Raw genomic sequence first — 15,618 nt, 5'->3', positions numbered from 1 at the left:
CCTCCGAAGTGCCGGGTATGTACGATTTCGTGACAGACCTGACTGTCGATGACGCAGACCTCCTCGCCGAGGGCTACACCGCCGAGTTCCCCGACGACGACGAACCCGTCCTGCGCGACGCGGACGGCCGCGAAGTGCTGACGTGGCAGGAGAACTACCCGTTCGACGAACGGATGTCGCGCCCGGAGTACGAGCGGCTCAAGCGGCTGCTGCAGATCGAGCTGCTGAAGCTGCAGTACTGGGTGAGCGAGACCGGGCAACGGCTCGTGATCCTGTTCGAGGGACGTGACGCCGCCGGCAAGGGCGGCACCATCAAGCGGTTCACCGAACACCTCGACCCGCGGGGCGCGCGGACCGTCGCGCTGGGCAAGCCGAGCGAGCGGGAACGCGGCGAGTGGTACTTCCAGCGCTACGTCCGCGAGCTGCCCACCGCGGGCGAGATCGTGCTGTTCGACCGGTCCTGGTACAACCGCGCGGTGGTGGAGCACGTCATGGGCTACTGCACGAAGGACGAGTACGAGCTGTTCATGAAGCAGGCGCCGCAGTTCGAGCGGATGCTGGTCGAGGACGGCGTGCTGCTGGTCAAGCTGTGGTTCTCGGTGTCGCGCAAGGAGCAGCGCACCCGGTTCGCCATCCGGCAGATCGACCCGGTGCGCCAGTGGAAGCTCAGCCCCAACGACATCAAGTCGCTGGACCGCTGGGACGACTACACCGAGGCGAAGGTCGCGATGTTCCGCGCCACCGACACCGAGATCGCGCCGTGGACGGTGGTCAAGAGCAACGACAAGAAGCGGGCCCGCATCGAGGCCATGCGCAGCGTGCTCGCCCGGTTCGACTACGCCGACAAGGACTGCGAGGTGATCGGCACTCCGGACGTCCGGGTCGTCGGAGCGGCGGCGACGTTGCTGGAGGAGGGCGAGGACGACACCGCGCTCAGCCCGACGCCGATCGCGCCCGGTGTGGAGCCGGGGCCCGGTTTGCACCCGTGAGTCCTGCGGATCGCGCTCGACGTCACCGTGTTCGACGGGCACGTGCTGTCCTTCGCGCGCAACGGATCCGGGGACGGCCTGCGCCCGTCCCCGGATCCGTGCTGTGCTCGCCGCCCGGTTCAGCGGGTCAGCGACACGCGGGTGAAGTCGACCGGCACGTCGAGCGCGACGTTGATGTAGTTGGTGAACACGTTCAACGCCACGTGCGCCACCGTTTCGACGATCTCCTCCTGGCTCAGGCCGGCGTCGCGGGCGGCCTGGACGTCGGCGTCGGTGAGCCGGCCGCGGTGGTCGACCAGGGTGGTGGCCAGGGTCAGGACGGCGGCGGCGCGGGGGTCGTCGGACCGGCCGCTCTGCGCGTTGGTCATCTCCTCGGCGGTGGCGCCGGCCTTCTTGCCGAGCATGGTGTGCGCGGACAGGCAGTAGTCGCAGCGGTTGCGGTCGGCGACGGCCACGGCGACCATCTCGCCGAGCTTGGCGCCGAGCTTGCCGTTGCCCAGTGCGCCGAACTGGGCCCACATGCTCCGCAGGGCGGCGGGTGAGTTCGCCACGGCGCGGAACATGTTGGGCACCAGGCCGAAGGCGCCCTTGATCTGCGCGAGGGTCTCCGCGCGCTCGTCGGTGATCTGGTCGGGGTTGGTGAGGTCGATGCGGGACATGGTCTTCTCCTCGTGTTCCAACGGGTCAGGTGCAGGTGCCGTCGACGGCGCAGACGGCGGGTGGCTCGGTGTCGCGGGTCGTGCGGACGGCAGGGGGCACGGCGTCGTCGAGCAGGCGCGTCACGGCCGAGGCCAGCGCCATGTCGTCGACCTGGCCGAACTGCCGGCCGCGCAGCATCCCGTCGCGGTCGATGAGGACCGTGGTGGGCGTGCCCCGCATGCGGTAGCGGCCGAAGGTGACCAGGTGTGCGCCGCGCACCGCGTCGACGTCGACCGGGAAGGTGATGCGGTACTCGTGCAGGAACGCCTTGAGGCTCACCGGGGTCATCGCGTCGTGGTGTTCGAACACGGTGTGCAGGCCGACGACGGCGAGGTCGTCGCCGAAGGTCCTGGCCAGGCGCGTGGCCTGCGGGAGTGCGTGGCTCACGCAGCCGGGGCAGAGCATCTGGAACGCCTCCACCACCACGACGCGGCCGTGCAGCCGGGTGAGGTCGAGCGGCTCGCTGTTGAACCACTCGGTGGTCTCCCACGGCGGTGCAGGTGTCAGCGGATCGGCCGGTGGGGACAGCGGGAGGCTCACCAGGCCCGTCCGGCGTAGGGCTGCGACCACAGCGCGACCTGCAGCGTGACGGCCTTGAACCAGGCCTGGAACATGGCGTCGACCTGCTGCTCGTCGTGGCCACCCGCGGTCAGGAACGGCCGGATCGTCGCGGTGATCGGGTAGATGAACGCGATGATGTGGCGCAACGGGATGTGCGTGACCGAGTCGGCGTGGTCGGTCTGGTTCTTCTTCGGCTCGGTGTGGCGCAGCGCGATCTCCTGCTGGTAGGCCAGCCAGCGTTCGTCGTGGGGCCGCGTGCAGGTGTCCATGATCCAGCGGCCGAACCGGGCCCTGACCCGCGCCAGGTAGCCGGCGATCGGCACGCCGTCCGGGGTGGAGAAGTAGGCGACGAGGTGCGGGTGGGCGCCGACGAACCCGTACCAGACGTCCAGCACCTGCTCGATCTGTCCACTGAGGACCTCACCGGCCGTGCGCAGCGCCTCCTGGTCCGCGGGTCCGAAGAGGACGCCGGCCAGCAGCGACTCGAGGTCGGCCGCGGTGACGGGGGACGGCGCGAGGCCGGGGTCGTCGTGGGTGTAGCCCGGTACGGGTTCGGGAGTGGTCATGACGCTTCCTTCGCGATGTCGACGAAGACGGGCCGGGGTGACTGGCCGAGACCGGACCGGTCTCGGAGGAGGCGTTCGCCAGTCTGCCACAAACTAGATAGGGCTCCTACCTAGTTGTCGTCACCCGTGAGCCAGGTCTCACCGGCGCCGGGTTGCGGCCGGCACGTACGATCGCCGGGAAAGCCCTGAGCGCGAGGCGGATCGCATGACAGACACCGACGGCACGGCCGGACTCGACCGGCGGCTGGCCGACGCCCTCGAACGGCTCGGGCACGGCATGCGGTCACTGGCCCAGCGCACGGCACGTGAGCACGGGCTGACCCCGTTGCAACAGCAGGCGGTGCTGGCACTGGCGCGGGAGTCGCGGGTGCGGCGCGAGGTGGCCGCGCTGGCGCAGGAGTTCGACGTCACCACGCCGACGATGTCCGATGCCGTGGCGGCGTTGGAGCGCAAGGAGCTCGTCACGCGCTCCCCCGGTTCCGACGGACGCCGCAGGTCGCTGGCACTGACGCCCGCCGGCGCGGAGGTCGCGCTGCGACTGTCCTCATGGGACGGACCGCTCACGGCGGCGCTCGCCGCACTGCCCGACGCGGACCGGGCGACCACCCTGCACACGCTCCTGCGGGTGATCGCGGACCTGCAGCGCACGGGCGTGGTGAGCGTGGCGCGCACATGCACGACGTGCCGCTTCTTCGGGCCCGACGAGCACCCGGACCCGGCCGCACCGCACCACTGCCACCTGCTGCGGATACCGCTGCCGCTGGCCGGCCTGCGCACGGACTGCCCGAAGCACGAACCGCAGACCCCAGACGCTTCAACGGTTCCGCGCCGACAGCGCACGCCCGCGCCCTGAGGCGCCTCAGCCGTGCAGGCGCGCGGCCTGGTCTTCGAGCCGGCCGCCGAGCCGGCGGGCCAGCATCTTCGCCCACGACTCGGGCAGCACCTCGGCGTGCCGGAGCAGGCGCCTTGCCGCGACCAGGTCACCGCGGTCGAGGTTGACCACGCGGTGCACCTCGGCCGCGGTGATGCCGTGCGCGGGCCGGTCCGCCAGCACCAGCCGGTCACCCCGGACGAGCCGTCCCGGTCGCAGCACCCGGCAGTAGAAGCCGGTGCGGCCGCTGCGCTGGGTGCGCACGGCCAGGTCGTCGATCCCGTGGTGCGCGGCGAGCTTGTAGCAGGGCCGCCGCGGCTGGGACACCTGCAGCAGCACCGATCCGACGGCGTAGACCGCGCCGAGCACGACGTCGCTCTCCAGCAGCCCTGACGTGGTCAGGTTTTCGCCGAACGCGGGCGTGGCGAGCTCACCGATCTCACCGGCCCAGGCCGCGTAGTGCTCGCCGGGGTAGAGCAGGACCGCCTTGTTCGGCCCGCCGTGGTTGTCCCGGTCCCCCTGCTCGTCACCGGCCAGCCCGAGCGGACCGACCGCCACCGGCTGCGCCGTGGGCGACTTCGCGATCCCGGTGGCCACCGCGCGTCCCCGCCACGGCAGCTGCCGCACCACACCGGTGGACACGGCCACCACGTGAGCGTCGGTCATCGGCTCTCCCCGTTCCTCGAACTGATCCCGGACCACTTGTGCCGTGCGCGCCCAGCATGACACAGTTCTAGGTAGGAGTCCTAAGTACTTCATCACCACCTCTGATCGGAGAAGGTCCACCTGATGGCGTTCGAGGACAACACCGACCCGCTGACCACGGCCGCCGGCGCACCGGTCGCCGACAACCAGAACAGCCTCACGGCGGGGCCGCGCGGTCCGGTGCTGCTGCAGGACCTGTGGCTGCTGGAGAAGCTCGCCCACTTCGACCGCGAGGTGATCCCCGAGCGGCGGATGCACGCGAAGGGCTCCGGCGCGTTCGGCACGTTCACCGTCACCGCCGACCTCACCGCGTACACCGGTGCCGCGCTGTTCGGTGCCGTCGGCAACCGGTGCGAGACGTTCGTGCGGTTCTCGACGGTGGCCGGGGAACGCGGCGCGGCCGACGCCGAACGCGACATCCGCGGCTTCGCGGTCCGCTTCTACACCGCCGAGGGCAACTGGGACGTGGTCGGCAACAACACGCCGGTGTTCTTCTTCCGCGACCCGTTGAAGTTCCCCGACCTGGCGCGTGCCGTGAAGCGCGACCCGCGGACCAACCTGCGCGACCCCGAGAACAACTGGGGCTTCTGGACGAACCTGCCCGAGGCGCTGCACCAGGTCACGATCGTCATGAGCGACCGCGGCATCCCGCGCTCCTACCGGCACATGCACGGCTTCGGCTCGCACACCTACAGCATGATCAACGCTGACGGCGTGCGGCACTGGGTCAAGTTCCACTTCCGCACCGAGCAGGGCGTCGAGAACCTGACCGACGAGCAGGCCGGCGCGCTGATCGGCCGCGACCGCGAGTCGCACCAGCGCGACCTGTACGACGCCATCGAACGCGGCGAGTTCCCCGCGTGGAAGCTCTACCTGCAGGTCATGCCGGAGGCCGACGCCGCGCACTACCGCTTCCACCCCTTCGACCTGACCAAGGTGTGGAGCAAGGAGGACTACCCGCTCGTCGAAGCCGGTGAGCTGCGGCTGCACCGCAACCCGGACAACTACTTCGCCGACGTCGAACAGGTCGCGTTCACCCCGGCCAACGTCGTCCCCGGCATCTCGCTGAGCCCGGACCGGATGCTGCAGGGCCGGTTGTTCTCCTACGGCGACGCCGCGCGGTACCGGCTCGGCGTCAACCACCACCAGATCCCGGTCAACCACCCCAGCGGCGCCCGGCTGGTGAACACCTACCACCGCGACGGCGCCATGCGGGTCGACGGCAACCAGGGCGGGGTGCCCGGCATCGAGCCGAACAACTCCGGCCGCTGGGCCGAGCAGCCCGCCTACGCCGAACCCGCCCAGGCCGTCGGCGCCGCGGCCGACCGGTTCGACTTCCGCGCGGACGACGACAACTACTACGAGCAGCCGGGAGACCTCTTCCGGCTCATGACGGCCGAGCAGCAGCAGGCGTTGTTCGACAACACCGCGCGGGCGATCAGGGGAGCGCGGCCGCAGACCGTCGAACGGCACATCGCCCACTGCGCCAAGGCCGATCCCGCGTACGGCGAGGGCGTGCGCAAGGCGTGCGAGGCGATCGGCGCGCTGTGGGTGTGACCCTCGTCGGACGGCCGGTTCGCGAGGTTTGCGCACAGGTGCCTCGGGTACCAGGAGCCTTTCGACGATCGGATGGCGCACAGTGGATCCAGGCTCCCTGCTGTACACCGGCGCGGGCCTCGCGACACTGGCCGCCGCGCTGCTGCCGCGGCTGCTCGCCCGCGCACCGGTGTCGATGCCGATGCTGTTCCTCGGCGCCGGCGCACTCACGTTCTCGGTCGTGGAGCAGCTGCCCGACCCCGATCCGGACCGGCACGGCGCCATACTGCTGCACCTCACCGAGATCTGCGTGATCATCTCGCTGATGGGCGCCGGTCTCGCGCTCAACCGGGCGGTCAGCCTGCGCGGGTGGGCCACGACCTGGCGGCTGCTGGCGATCACGATGCCGCTGTCGATGCTCGCCGTCGGCCTGCTCGGCTGGAGCGCGCTGGGCCTCGGCGTCGCCTCCTCCGTGCTGCTGGCGGCGGCACTGGCACCGACCGACCCGGTGCTCGCGAGCGAGGTGCAGGTCGCGGAACCGGCGGAGAACCCGGACACCGACGAGGACGAGGCGAGGTTCGCGCTCACCTCGGAGGCCGGGCTCAACGACGGCTTGGCGTTCCCGTTCACCTACGCCGCCATCGCGATCAGCGTCGCGGGCGTGGCACCCTCCGCGTGGTTCGGGCACTGGCTGGCCGTCGACGTCCTCTGGCGGCTCGGGTGCGGGCTGGCCGTCGGTGTCGGCGTGGGCTGGCTGCTGGGCAAGCTGTTCTTCTCGGTGCCGTCGGAGAAGTTCCGCCTCGCCGAGCACGCCGAGGGGTTCGTGGCACTGGCCGCGACGTTCCTCGCGTACGGCGTCACGGAGCTGGCGGAGGGCTACGGGTTCGTCGCCGTCTTCGTCTGCGCCTGCACGATCAGGTCCGCGGAACGCCACCACGGCTACCACCAGGTGCTGCACCGCTACGTCGAGCAAGCCGAACGCATGCTCACCGTGCTCATCGTGTTCCTGCTCGGCGGCGCGGCGGCCAGCGGCCTGCTCACGGGCGTGAGCTGGCGCGAGATCGCCGTCGCGGCACTGGTCCTGCTGGTGATCCGGCCGCTGGCCGGGTGGATCGGGCTGCTCAGGGGCAAGACGGGCGTGCGGGAGCGGACCGTCATCGCGTTCTTCGGCGTCCGCGGCGTCGGGTCGCTGTTCTACGTCGCCTACGCCCTGAGCGAGGGCCGGTTCGGCGACCACGACGGCATCTGGCGGGTCGTCGGCCTGGTGGTCATCGGCTCGGTCCTCGTCCACGGCCTGTCGGCGTCACCGGTGATGTGGCTGCTGGACCGCAAACGGCGGCAGAAGGGCGGCGCCGCCAACGCGGCCACGACGCCGGTGTGACCGTCCACAGTGCACTGACGGGTGATCCCGCATGGTGATCAGCATCCCGCTCTGTGTGCAATCGGCCCGCAGGGGGCTACAGTCAACCTGAGCGGTTGAGCCTGCAGCTGCGTCCTTCCTCCGGCACGAGGTCGCGAGGGACAAGGAGGCTGCACATGTCGAACACGTTCCACTGCCCGCTACACGTACAGCGCGAGGTGCACGGCCTCGCGGTCGTGGTGCGCGCCATCGGTGAGCTGGACCAGGACACGGTCGCCGCTCTGCACGACGAGCTGCAGATCGCCCTCGCGATGGCGACGGCACCGTTCCCCGTCGTGGTCGACCTCTCCGGGGTCACGTTCTTCGGCTCGGCAGGCATCAACGAGCTCGTGGTGCAGCAGCGCAAGGCCAGGTCAGCGGGCGTTCCGCTGCGGGTCGCGGCGGCTCACCGGGTGGTCCTGCGGCCGATCACGGCGTCCGGACTGGATCAATGGCTGGAGCTGTACCCGGACGTGGAGCAAGCGCTGTCCGCCGCCCGCAGCGCCCGGACGGCCGGCTGAGGCGGTCCCCCGCCCGCGCGGTCGTTCCGGTGTGGACGGCACAGCCGCGCGCGGACCGTTCGAGCGCCGCGTGGAAGGTCATCCGGTGCTCGCCGATCCAGATCGTGTCGCCGTCGTGCAGCACCGCCTCCCGCACCGGGCTGCGGTTGACGTAGGTGCCGTTGAGCGAGCCGAGGTCCTCCAGGGTCATCAGGCCGCCGTCGAACCGCAGCTCCGCGTGCCGCCGCGACACCGTGATGTCGTCGAGCACGACGTCACAGCCTGGATCACGCCCGATGACGGCGACCCGTCCGGCCAGCGCAATGGTGACCGGGTACCTGCCGGTGAGCGTCACCGCCGGCGTTGTGGCCTGAGCGATCCCCGCGTGCACGACTTCACCGATCATGCCGGGCTCCCCGTCGTCCCCTTCACCCGTCCGCTGGCACTCTCCATGCCTGAGTGCCAAGTGTAGTACCGGCCGCACGGTCGCGATCAAGCCCGCCGGCGTCAACCGCGCTGATCGGCGGCACGACCTGCGGCCGTCCGCCCGATCTTCGGCCGGCGGGGTTTGAACAGGGCACGCCAGCGGGCACTGGAGAGCACTCAGTGTCGGGAACGAGCTCGGAGCGGCAAAACGATGATGGCGTCCTACTGGGAGACCGCTCGGACGGGGTTCACCGCGTTCGTCGGTATCGGGCTGCTGGTGCTCGCTCCCCTGATGTTGCTGCACTACCTGCGTTTCGGGCGGGTGGAGCCGCGCAGGGCGTTCGTGCTCTACGGCCTGCTCGCCTACGGGCTCGTCGCGCTCGCGCTGATCTTCCTGCCGTTCCCCGCCGACCGGTCGCAGGTGTGCCAGGGCGAGCAGATGCTGTCGCTGGTGCCGTTCCAGTGGGTCACCGACATGACCAACAACATGGCGGCGAACGGGCGTTCCGGCATCGTCGCCATGGTCACGTCGCAGGCGTTCATGCAGCAGATGTTCAACGTCGCGCTGTTCGTGCCGCTGGGAATCGTGCTGCGCAAGGCCTACCGCAGGGGACCGCTCGCCGTCGTCGCCATCGGCATGGGCATCTCCCTGGCCGTCGAGGTCGTGCAGTACACCGGCAACTTCGGCTACTACCCGTGCCCGTACCGGATCTCCGACGTGGATGACCTGATCTCGAACACCGCGGGCGCGCTGGTGGGCTGGATGCTCGCACCCGCCGCCCTCGTGGTGCCCACGGTGCCCGACTCGCGGGACGCGACCGCTCCCACCGGCACCGTGACCGTGCCGCGCCGGCTGCTCGCGCTCGTCGTCGACCTGCTGCCCGTGATCGTGCTCGCGAAGCTCGTGCTGCCCGCCGACCCGATCTGGGCGGTCGCCGTGCTCGCGGCGTTGCGGGTCGTGCTGCCGGCCGCGACGGGCGGGACCACGCTCGGCAGCTGGCTGCTGCGCTACCGGACCCGCCGTCTCGACGGTTCCCGCGCCAACCCGGCCCAGGTCGTGCTGCGCGAACTGCTCGGCGTCACCGGTCTGGTGGCCTACGCGACCGTGGTGTCACCGTGGCTCGGCGCTGGCCGGTTCGACCTCGTGGTCGTGGCGCTGGTCGTGATCGGCACGTTCGTGTTCCCCGTCTTCCGGCGCGACCAGCGCGGCTGGCACGAGCACGCGGCACGGACCAGGGGCGTGCTCGACCTGGACCGCGTGGTCGTGCGGCACGAGCCCACGCGGGAAGAGGTCGAGGGTGCGCCTGCGGCCGGGTGAGACCGAGGCCACCGGCTGGCGGGTCGTACCGCTGACGGACCTCCTGCGGCGGCTGCGCGCGGCGGGCGTCACCGGACGCCCGCTGGTCGTCGGGGTGGACGGGCGTGGCGGCGCCGGGAAGTCCACACTGGCCGAACGGCTGCGGGCGCTCGTCGCCGGCTCCCAGGTGGTGCACACCGACGACGTGGCCTGGAACCACGCCTGCTTCGACTGGGCGGACCTGCTCCTCGACCACGTGCTGCGGCCGCTGCACCGGGGTGAGGCGGTGCGGTTCCGGCCGCCCGCCTGGGCCGCGCACGACCGGCCGGGCGCGATCGAGGTCCCGGCCGGGGCGCAGGTCGTGTGGGTCGAGGGCACCGGCGTGCTCCGCGCGCAGCTGGACCCGTGGCTGGACGCCTCCATCTGGGTGCAGGGCGACCTGGACGAGCAGGAGCGCCGACTGGTGGCCCGCGACGGCGACTCCCCCGCCCAGCAACGCCACGTCGCCGCCTGGCTGGCCGAGGAGCTGCCGTTCCTGCTGCGGGAGCAGCCGTGGCGGCGGGCGACGGTCGTCGTGGCCGGGACGGACGTGCTCCCCCACGACCCGGCCACCGAGGTGGTCGTCGCAGGCCAGGTGACCGGATCCGGCTGACCGCGCAGGTCACCGACGGCGTTCCGTTCCACCGCGACCGGGTCCCCCGGCCGCAGAACGCGGGGTGGTCGTTGCAGTGCCGCATGCTTCCCGGCTCGGCGGCTGGAGGCCTCGCACTGGTCACCGGGTCGTGCTGGGCCACTCGGGCGAGCGGCCCAGCACGGCGAGCACCCGGTGCGACGGATCCGGGTCGTCCGTGGCCAGCGCGGGCCCGAACGCCGCACCGGGCTCCAGCCGGCTGTCGCCGTCCGGCACCGCGAGCGCGATCCGCAGCGCGGGCCCGGCCAGCTCCGGCTCAAGGCGGTGGTCGAGGCCGAGCGAGCGGGCCACGTCCCAGCCGTGCACGACGTAGTCGATCAGGTGGAAGCTGATCGCCTGGGCCGCCGGGAAACGTGTCACCGGGCTGAACTCCGGCAGGTCGAACTCGGGCACGGCCTCCGCGAAGGCGGCGAGCACGTCCTCGGCCGCGGCGGCGTGACCGGCCGCCGGGTCCGGCCCGAGCGGGCGCACCTCCCACGCCGCCGGATCAGCTCCCCGGCCGCGGGCCGCTGCGGCGAAACCGCGGTGCTGGGCGGTCATGTGGGCGAGCAGGTCGGCCAGCGTCCAGCCATCACACGGCGTCGGACGGGTCAGGTCGCTGGGGCGGACCTCGTTGACGACGGCGACGCTCGCGCGCACCGCGGCGCGGTGGTGGTCCAGCAGCTCATTAATATGCACTCGCTTACGATATGCATACGCTTACGATAAGCACAAGCCCGCTATCATCCCGATCATGACCGGTCGGCGACGGGACCTCGCGGCGATGATCGCCCCGCTGCAACGCGCGCTGATCGCCGCCGAGCAGCCGGTGCTGCGCGCACACGGCCTCAGCATGTGGGGCTACGTCGTGCTCAGCGCCCTGGACGGCCAGCCCGTGCGGACCCAGACCGCCCTGGCGGAGTTCATCGGCGCGGACAAGAGCCGCATCATCGGCGTGCTGGACGAGCTGGAGAACGCGGGCCTGCTGGACCGCACCCGCGACCCGGCGGACCGGCGTGCGCGGTTCGTCGCCATGACCGACGAGGGCCGGCGCAAGCACCGCGCGGTGCAGGCCGACATCCAGCGCAACGAGGAGCGCGTGCTCGCCCGCCTGGACCCCGCCGACCGCGAGGCGTTCCTGCGAGCCCTGGCCACGTTGTCCGCACTGCCGCCCACCGACATCACGGGCTGACCGTCAAGTAGAGAGAACGTTCGGTCTTGACAGCCGGACGTCGGCACTGACAGCCTTCGAGGTAGACAGAACGTTCTCCCTATCTCAAGGACGACTTCCGTGAGCACCAGCACCGCCTCATCGGCCGGCCTCGCCCCCGCCCTCCGCACCCTCTACCTCGTCCGCTTCGGCTTCGCGCTCGTCTGGGCGGTGCTGCTGTTCCTCACCGGCACCGAGATCGGCGCGGTCAGCGGCACCCTGCTGGTGCTCTACCCGCTCTTCGACGTGGCCGCCGTCGTCTTCGACAGCCGCACGTCGAACACCGGGCGCGCGTCACTGGCCCTCTACGCCAACATCGCCGTCAGCACGGCCGCCGCGGCCGGGCTGGCGTTCGCCGTGACCTCCGGCATCCCGGCGGTGCTGCGGGTCTGGGGCGCGTGGGCCGTCGTGTCGGGCGTCGCGCAGCTCGCCGCAGGCCTGGTCCGCAGGAGCCTCGGCGGGCAGTGGCCGATGATCCTCAGCGGCGGGATCTCCACGCTCGCGGGCACGTCGTTCATCCTGCAGGCCGGCAGCGACGGCGCGACGCTGAGCAACCTCGCCGGCTACGCGGCGATCGGCGGCATCTTCTTCCTGGTCTCGGCGCTGCGCCTCGGCCGGGCGCGCGGCTGACCCTCCAGCGGCGCGGGCTACGCGAGCAGGTCCAGCCACGGGTGGCCGGGGTGCAGCCGCTCCAGCCGCCCGGCGAGCACCGCCCTGCGCCGCGCGCCGAGCAACGGCAGCACACCCGCGAAGTCCTGCTCGTCCTTGGGCCGCGTCGCCTTCGCCTTGAACAGCAGCACCAGTTCCGGCACCAGGTACGGAATCCCGTCAGGCGTGCGTTCGATGATCACGTCGTAGGGCAGCCGTAGGGTCTCGTCGCGCCGGCAGATCCACGTCCCGCCGTCGTGCGGCTCACGGAAGACATCGCACAGGTACCGATCGGTCACCGGGTCGCGCAGCCACGTCTGATGCGTGCTGGCCAGTGTCTCGTCACCGGCCGCGAACCAGACCCGCCCGCTCGACGCCACGTCGAACACGTGGTCGGGGAAGAGCGCGCGGACCTCGGGGAAACCGGCGGCCGGCACCGCGATCTCCAGGTCGCCGTGCGGGCGGGACTGCGCTCCCCGGAACAGGTCCAGCGCCCACCCGGCCGCGACGTACCAGGGCGTGCGCACCCCGGCCAGCCGCAGGGCGGCCTCCTCCGGCCGCCACGCGTTCGCCCACCGCTCCTCCAGCTCGCGCTCGTCGACCTCGACACCGCCGGACAGCTCGGAGTCCATCGAGGTGTACCTCTCTCGTCGGCGGTTTGGAACACCGGCAGTATCCCGGCAGAGCATTGTTTTCGGTCAACACTGAAGTTATCGAGCATGTCGAGTTCTTCGATGGCGGGCCGGTCGCCGTACGATGCGCAATGCGTGGCGTCAACCGGTCGGCGCCGGGGAACCCCCTTCAGCACGAAGGAGCGCCGCGACGTGGCGCCGGTTCCCCGATCTGAAGTACCGCCGTGGAGGCTGCGCGAGATGAGTGATCCAGAGCTCGGGCTCTCCGCGCTGGTGGACGACCTGCCGGTGATCGTCTGGCAGGGCGATGCCCGCGGTCGCGCGGTCACCTACCTGTCCGGCACCGTCGAACGGCTGCTCGGCCACCCGCCGCACATCTGGCTCGCCGATCCCGGCTTCTGGGCTGAGATCACCCATCCCGACGACCGCGAGGAGAGCCTGCGGCAGCGGTGGGACGCACTGGCGGACTACGAGTCGATCTACCGCGTGCGCACGGCCGCGGGCGACCTGGTGTGGCTGCTGGAGAAGACGCGCGTGCACGGCACGCTGCGCAGCGGCGTGCTCATCGACGTCACGGCCCGGCAGGCGGCGGACGAACGGCAGCGGTTCCTGGACGAGCTGGACCACGAGCTGCAACGGCTCGACGACGCCGAGGACCTCATGGCGCTCGCGACCAGGATGCTCGGCGAGCACCTGGGCGTGGACCGGTGCGCCTACGCGCGCACGGAGGCCGACGAGAACCACTTCGTCATGAGCGGCGGCCACGCCACCGGGCTGCCGCCGTTGCCGGGCCGGTTCGCGATGCGGGAGTTCGGCGAGGGCGCGCTGACGGCGATGCGCGCGGGCGAACCCTGGGTCGTGGACGACTCGCTCGGCGACCCCCGGCTCGGCGCCGACGACCTCGCCGCCTACCGCGTCACGGGCATCCGCGCGGTGATCTGCCTGCCGTTGCTGCGCGGCGGCCGGTTCGTGGCCGCGATGGCGGTGCACCAGGCGAGCGTGCGGCACTGGACGCGTGACGAGGTCGACCTGGTGTCGGTCGTGGTGAACCGGTGCTGGGAGTCGCTGCAACGCGTGCACGCGGACCGGGCGCTGCGCGACAGCGAACAGCGGCACCGCCGGCTCGTGGAACGCGCGACGGACGCGATCTGGTTGCTGGACCAGGAGCTGCGGTTCGTCTCGGTCAACCCGGCGACCGGTCACCTGCTCGGCTACCGGCCGGACGACCTGCTCGGCACCGCGATCACCGACCTGCTCGTGGACGGGCTGCCCGACGACCTGTCCGCCTCGGAGGTCGTGACGATGCGCCACGCCGACGGCACCGCGGTCGCCCTGGAGCTCAGCATCCAGTCCACCCCGACGGGCCTCCAGGCGATCGGCAGGGACGTCACCGAACGCCAGCGCGCCGAGGCCGAACGCGAACTGCTGCTGCACCGGGAGCACGAGATCGCGGCGGCGTTGCAGGAGGGCCTGCTGCCGCGCGAGCTCCCCGCCTTACCGCGGCTCGCGAGCGCGGCGCGGTACCTGCCGGCGGCGCGGCACTCGCAGATCGGCGGCGACTGGTACGAGGTCGTGCCGCTGGGCGGCACCCGCGTCGGCCTGACGGTCGGCGACGTCGTCGGCAAGGGCCCGGCGGCCGCCGCGGTGATGGGTCAGCTGCGCAGCGCGTTGACCGGTTACCTGCTCGACGGCCACTCCCCCGCGGAGTCGTTGCGGCGCCTGGACGTCTTCGCGACGCGCGTGAACGGCGCCGTGGGCAGCACCTGCGCGTGCATCGTCTTCGACTGGCACCTGGGCGAGCTGTGCTGGGCCTCGGCGGGCCACCCGCCGCCCGTGGTCGCCGACGGCACCGGCGCCCGGCCGCTGGCAGAGAAGCTCGGCACGGTGCTCGGCGTCGGAGCCGCGCCCGCCCCGCAGCACTCGGCACTGCTGCCACCGGGCGCGTCGGTCGTGCTGTACACCGACGGGCTGGTGGAACGCCGCGGCGAGGTGCTGGACGAGGGCATCCGCAGGCTCACCACCGCGGTGGGTTCCTCCTCGGACCTGGCGCCGCCGGCGCTGGCCCAGCGGATCATCGACGCGATGCTGGCGGACGACCAGTCCGACGACATCGCGCTCGTGGTGGCCAGGCACCTGCCCGCACCGCTGCGCCTGCACGTGCCCGCGCAGGCGCGGGAACTGGCCGCTCTGCGCCACACCGCCACGACGTGGGCCGCGCTCGCCGGCCTGTCCGAGGACGCCCGCTACGACCTGGAGCTGGCGATCGGCGAGGCGGCCGCGAACGTCGTGGACCACGCCTACCCCGACGGCGGCGGCACGTTCGACACGGAGCTGGAGTCCACCGGGCGTGGTGTGCTCGTGACGGTGACCGACCAGGGCCACTGGCGGCCGGAGCCAGCCGACAAGGGCAACCGCGGCCGCGGCCTGGCCATGATCCGCATGCTCAGCGACGACGTCCACCTCGACGCGGGCGACGGCGGCACGACCATCCGCTTCCACGTCCCCGCCACACCGGTGCCCCAGCCGTCGCCCGCACCGCGGGAGACCACACCGGTCCTCCCCGCCGCGCGGCGGGAGCCCGCGCCGAGCGTCACCGGGCTGGCGGACGGCATCGACGAGGACGTGCAGCGGATCGTGCTGACGGGCGACCTCGACATCGCCACCGTCGAGGACCTGCGCGCCCCGCTGCTGACGCGGGTCGACGTCGCGGACGAACGGCCCGTCGTGCTCGACCTCACCGGCCTGGCCTACCTGAGCAGCTCGGGGGTGGCGCTGTTGTTGCAGGCCACGGCGTGCGCAAACGAACGCGGACGGGCGCTGACCGTCGTGGCGACCGGCGGCAGCGCACCGGCGCGGATCCTCGACCTGTCCGGCCTGGACCACACCACCGAACCGTGACCGGCCCGCCG

General features: G+C 71.8%; 16 protein-coding genes and 1 pseudogene. 10 read left to right on the top strand and 7 right to left on the bottom strand.

The window, feature by feature from the left end:
* Nucleotides 1-17: 17 nt before the first annotated feature.
* A pseudogene (ppk2, locus tag ADL03_RS20615) lies at nt 18-902 on the top strand (polyphosphate kinase 2); the annotation flags it as partial.
* Between the two features lie 206 nt (nt 903-1,108).
* Here ppk2 and ADL03_RS20610 read toward each other — a convergent pair.
* From ADL03_RS20610 to ADL03_RS20600, 3 genes are read right to left on the bottom strand one after another with little or no spacing between them, the layout of a single operon-like run.
* Complete coding sequence (locus ADL03_RS20610) at nt 1,109-1,648, bottom strand: carboxymuconolactone decarboxylase family protein (RefSeq protein ID WP_053735221.1); 540 nt, start codon at nt 1,646-1,648, stop codon at nt 1,109-1,111.
* Nucleotides 1,649-1,673: 25 nt separating this feature from the next.
* Nucleotides 1,674-2,228: a redoxin domain-containing protein gene (locus tag ADL03_RS20605; RefSeq protein WP_231642057.1), complete on the bottom strand. Its 555-nt coding sequence runs from the start codon at nt 2,226-2,228 to the stop codon at nt 1,674-1,676.
* Nucleotides 2,225-2,815 (bottom strand): protoglobin domain-containing protein, encoded by a 591-nt coding sequence (locus tag ADL03_RS20600; protein WP_053735142.1) that lies wholly within the window; start codon nt 2,813-2,815, stop codon nt 2,225-2,227. The genes ADL03_RS20605 and ADL03_RS20600 overlap by 4 nt, the downstream gene beginning before the upstream one ends.
* Before the next feature lie 205 nt (nt 2,816-3,020).
* Here ADL03_RS20600 and ADL03_RS20595 point away from each other — a divergent pair, with 205 nt between their 5' ends.
* Nucleotides 3,021-3,668, top strand: coding sequence for a MarR family winged helix-turn-helix transcriptional regulator (locus tag ADL03_RS20595; protein ID WP_053735141.1), 648 nt, complete (start codon nt 3,021-3,023; stop codon nt 3,666-3,668).
* 6 nt (nt 3,669-3,674) lie between these two features.
* On the opposite strand, the gene ADL03_RS20590 is transcribed toward ADL03_RS20595, so the two are convergent.
* Nucleotides 3,675-4,352, bottom strand: a complete 678-nt coding sequence (locus ADL03_RS20590; protein ID WP_053735140.1) for an MOSC domain-containing protein — start codon at nt 4,350-4,352, stop codon at nt 3,675-3,677.
* A 123-nt stretch (nt 4,353-4,475) separates the two neighbouring features.
* Here ADL03_RS20590 and ADL03_RS20585 point away from each other — a divergent pair, with 123 nt between their 5' ends.
* The 3 genes from ADL03_RS20585 (at nt 4,476) to ADL03_RS20575 (ending at nt 7,847) form a co-directional block, all read left to right on the top strand.
* On the top strand, nt 4,476-5,948 hold the full coding sequence (locus ADL03_RS20585) for a catalase (RefSeq protein WP_053735139.1): 1,473 nt from the start codon (nt 4,476-4,478) through the stop codon (nt 5,946-5,948).
* Between the two features lie 82 nt (nt 5,949-6,030).
* A complete protein-coding gene (locus ADL03_RS20580; protein WP_053735138.1) occupies nt 6,031-7,308 on the top strand; it encodes a sodium:proton antiporter in 1,278 nt (425 codons plus the stop codon).
* Between the two features lie 155 nt (nt 7,309-7,463).
* Nucleotides 7,464-7,847, top strand: a complete 384-nt coding sequence (locus ADL03_RS20575; RefSeq protein ID WP_053735137.1) for an STAS domain-containing protein — start codon at nt 7,464-7,466, stop codon at nt 7,845-7,847.
* Here ADL03_RS20575 and ADL03_RS44775 read toward each other — a convergent pair.
* Entirely contained in the window at nt 7,756-8,232 is a 477-nt protein-coding gene (locus tag ADL03_RS44775) for an FHA domain-containing protein (RefSeq protein ID WP_063798654.1), read from the bottom strand. The genes ADL03_RS20575 and ADL03_RS44775 overlap by 92 nt on opposite strands.
* A 231-nt stretch (nt 8,233-8,463) precedes the next feature.
* Here ADL03_RS44775 and ADL03_RS20565 point away from each other — a divergent pair, with 231 nt between their 5' ends.
* Together ADL03_RS20565 and ADL03_RS20560 are read left to right on the top strand one after the other, a co-directional pair.
* Nucleotides 8,464-9,570 (top strand): VanZ family protein, encoded by a 1,107-nt coding sequence (locus tag ADL03_RS20565; protein ID WP_053735135.1) that lies wholly within the window; start codon nt 8,464-8,466, stop codon nt 9,568-9,570.
* Nucleotides 9,551-10,201 carry a uridine kinase gene (locus tag ADL03_RS20560; protein ID WP_082373312.1) on the top strand — a complete coding sequence of 217 codons (651 nt, stop codon included), beginning with the start codon at nt 9,551-9,553 and terminating at the stop codon, nt 10,199-10,201. Before ADL03_RS20565 ends, ADL03_RS20560 begins: the two co-directional genes overlap by 20 nt.
* A 120-nt stretch (nt 10,202-10,321) precedes the next feature.
* Here ADL03_RS20560 and ADL03_RS20555 read toward each other — a convergent pair whose 3' ends face one another.
* Nucleotides 10,322-10,918 (bottom strand): TIGR03086 family metal-binding protein, encoded by a 597-nt coding sequence (locus ADL03_RS20555; RefSeq protein WP_053735134.1) that lies wholly within the window; start codon nt 10,916-10,918, stop codon nt 10,322-10,324.
* Between the two features lie 55 nt (nt 10,919-10,973).
* Here ADL03_RS20555 and ADL03_RS20550 point away from each other — a divergent pair, with 55 nt between their 5' ends.
* Nucleotides 10,974-11,411, top strand: coding sequence for a MarR family winged helix-turn-helix transcriptional regulator (locus ADL03_RS20550; RefSeq protein ID WP_053735133.1), 438 nt, complete (start codon nt 10,974-10,976; stop codon nt 11,409-11,411).
* A gap of 99 nt (nt 11,412-11,510) precedes the next feature.
* Nucleotides 11,511-12,059: a hypothetical protein gene (locus ADL03_RS20545; protein ID WP_053735132.1), complete on the top strand. Its 549-nt coding sequence runs from the start codon at nt 11,511-11,513 to the stop codon at nt 12,057-12,059.
* 17 nt (nt 12,060-12,076) lie between these two features.
* Here ADL03_RS20545 and ADL03_RS20540 read toward each other — a convergent pair whose 3' ends face one another.
* Nucleotides 12,077-12,709 carry a hypothetical protein gene (locus ADL03_RS20540; RefSeq protein WP_053735131.1) on the bottom strand — a complete coding sequence of 211 codons (633 nt, stop codon included), beginning with the start codon at nt 12,707-12,709 and terminating at the stop codon, nt 12,077-12,079.
* Between the two features lie 240 nt (nt 12,710-12,949).
* On the opposite strand from ADL03_RS20540, the gene ADL03_RS20535 reads away from it, so the two are divergent.
* On the top strand, nt 12,950-15,607 hold the full coding sequence (locus ADL03_RS20535) for a SpoIIE family protein phosphatase (protein WP_053735130.1): 2,658 nt from the start codon (nt 12,950-12,952) through the stop codon (nt 15,605-15,607).
* The last annotated feature ends 11 nt before the right edge of the window (nt 15,608-15,618 follow it).

It is taken from the genome of Nocardia sp. NRRL S-836 (assembly GCF_001279525.1).
Classification (GTDB): domain Bacteria; phylum Actinomycetota; class Actinomycetes; order Mycobacteriales; family Pseudonocardiaceae; genus Lentzea.
Note: the sequence above shows the minus strand (reverse complement) of the source record. Positions and strands in the feature narration are given on the sequence as shown.

Coding starts and splice junctions, on each gene's coding strand:
- ADL03_RS20610 (WP_053735221.1), bottom strand. CDS start 1,648: ATGTCCCGCATCGACCTCACCAACCCCGACCAGATCACCGACGAGCGC.
- ADL03_RS20550 (WP_053735133.1), top strand. CDS start 10,974: ATGACCGGTCGGCGACGGGACCTCGCGGCGATGATCGCCCCGCTGCAA.
- ADL03_RS20535 (WP_053735130.1), top strand. CDS start 12,950: ATGAGTGATCCAGAGCTCGGGCTCTCCGCGCTGGTGGACGACCTGCCG.
- ADL03_RS20575 (WP_053735137.1), top strand. CDS start 7,464: ATGTCGAACACGTTCCACTGCCCGCTACACGTACAGCGCGAGGTGCAC.
- ADL03_RS20540 (WP_053735131.1), bottom strand. CDS start 12,709: ATGGACTCCGAGCTGTCCGGCGGTGTCGAGGTCGACGAGCGCGAGCTG.
- ADL03_RS20590 (WP_053735140.1), bottom strand. CDS start 4,352: ATGACCGACGCTCACGTGGTGGCCGTGTCCACCGGTGTGGTGCGGCAG.
- ADL03_RS20585 (WP_053735139.1), top strand. CDS start 4,476: ATGGCGTTCGAGGACAACACCGACCCGCTGACCACGGCCGCCGGCGCA.
- ADL03_RS44775 (WP_063798654.1), bottom strand. CDS start 8,232: ATGATCGGTGAAGTCGTGCACGCGGGGATCGCTCAGGCCACAACGCCG.
- ADL03_RS20595 (WP_053735141.1), top strand. CDS start 3,021: ATGACAGACACCGACGGCACGGCCGGACTCGACCGGCGGCTGGCCGAC.
- ADL03_RS20565 (WP_053735135.1), top strand. CDS start 8,464: ATGATGGCGTCCTACTGGGAGACCGCTCGGACGGGGTTCACCGCGTTC.
- ADL03_RS20600 (WP_053735142.1), bottom strand. CDS start 2,815: ATGACCACTCCCGAACCCGTACCGGGCTACACCCACGACGACCCCGGC.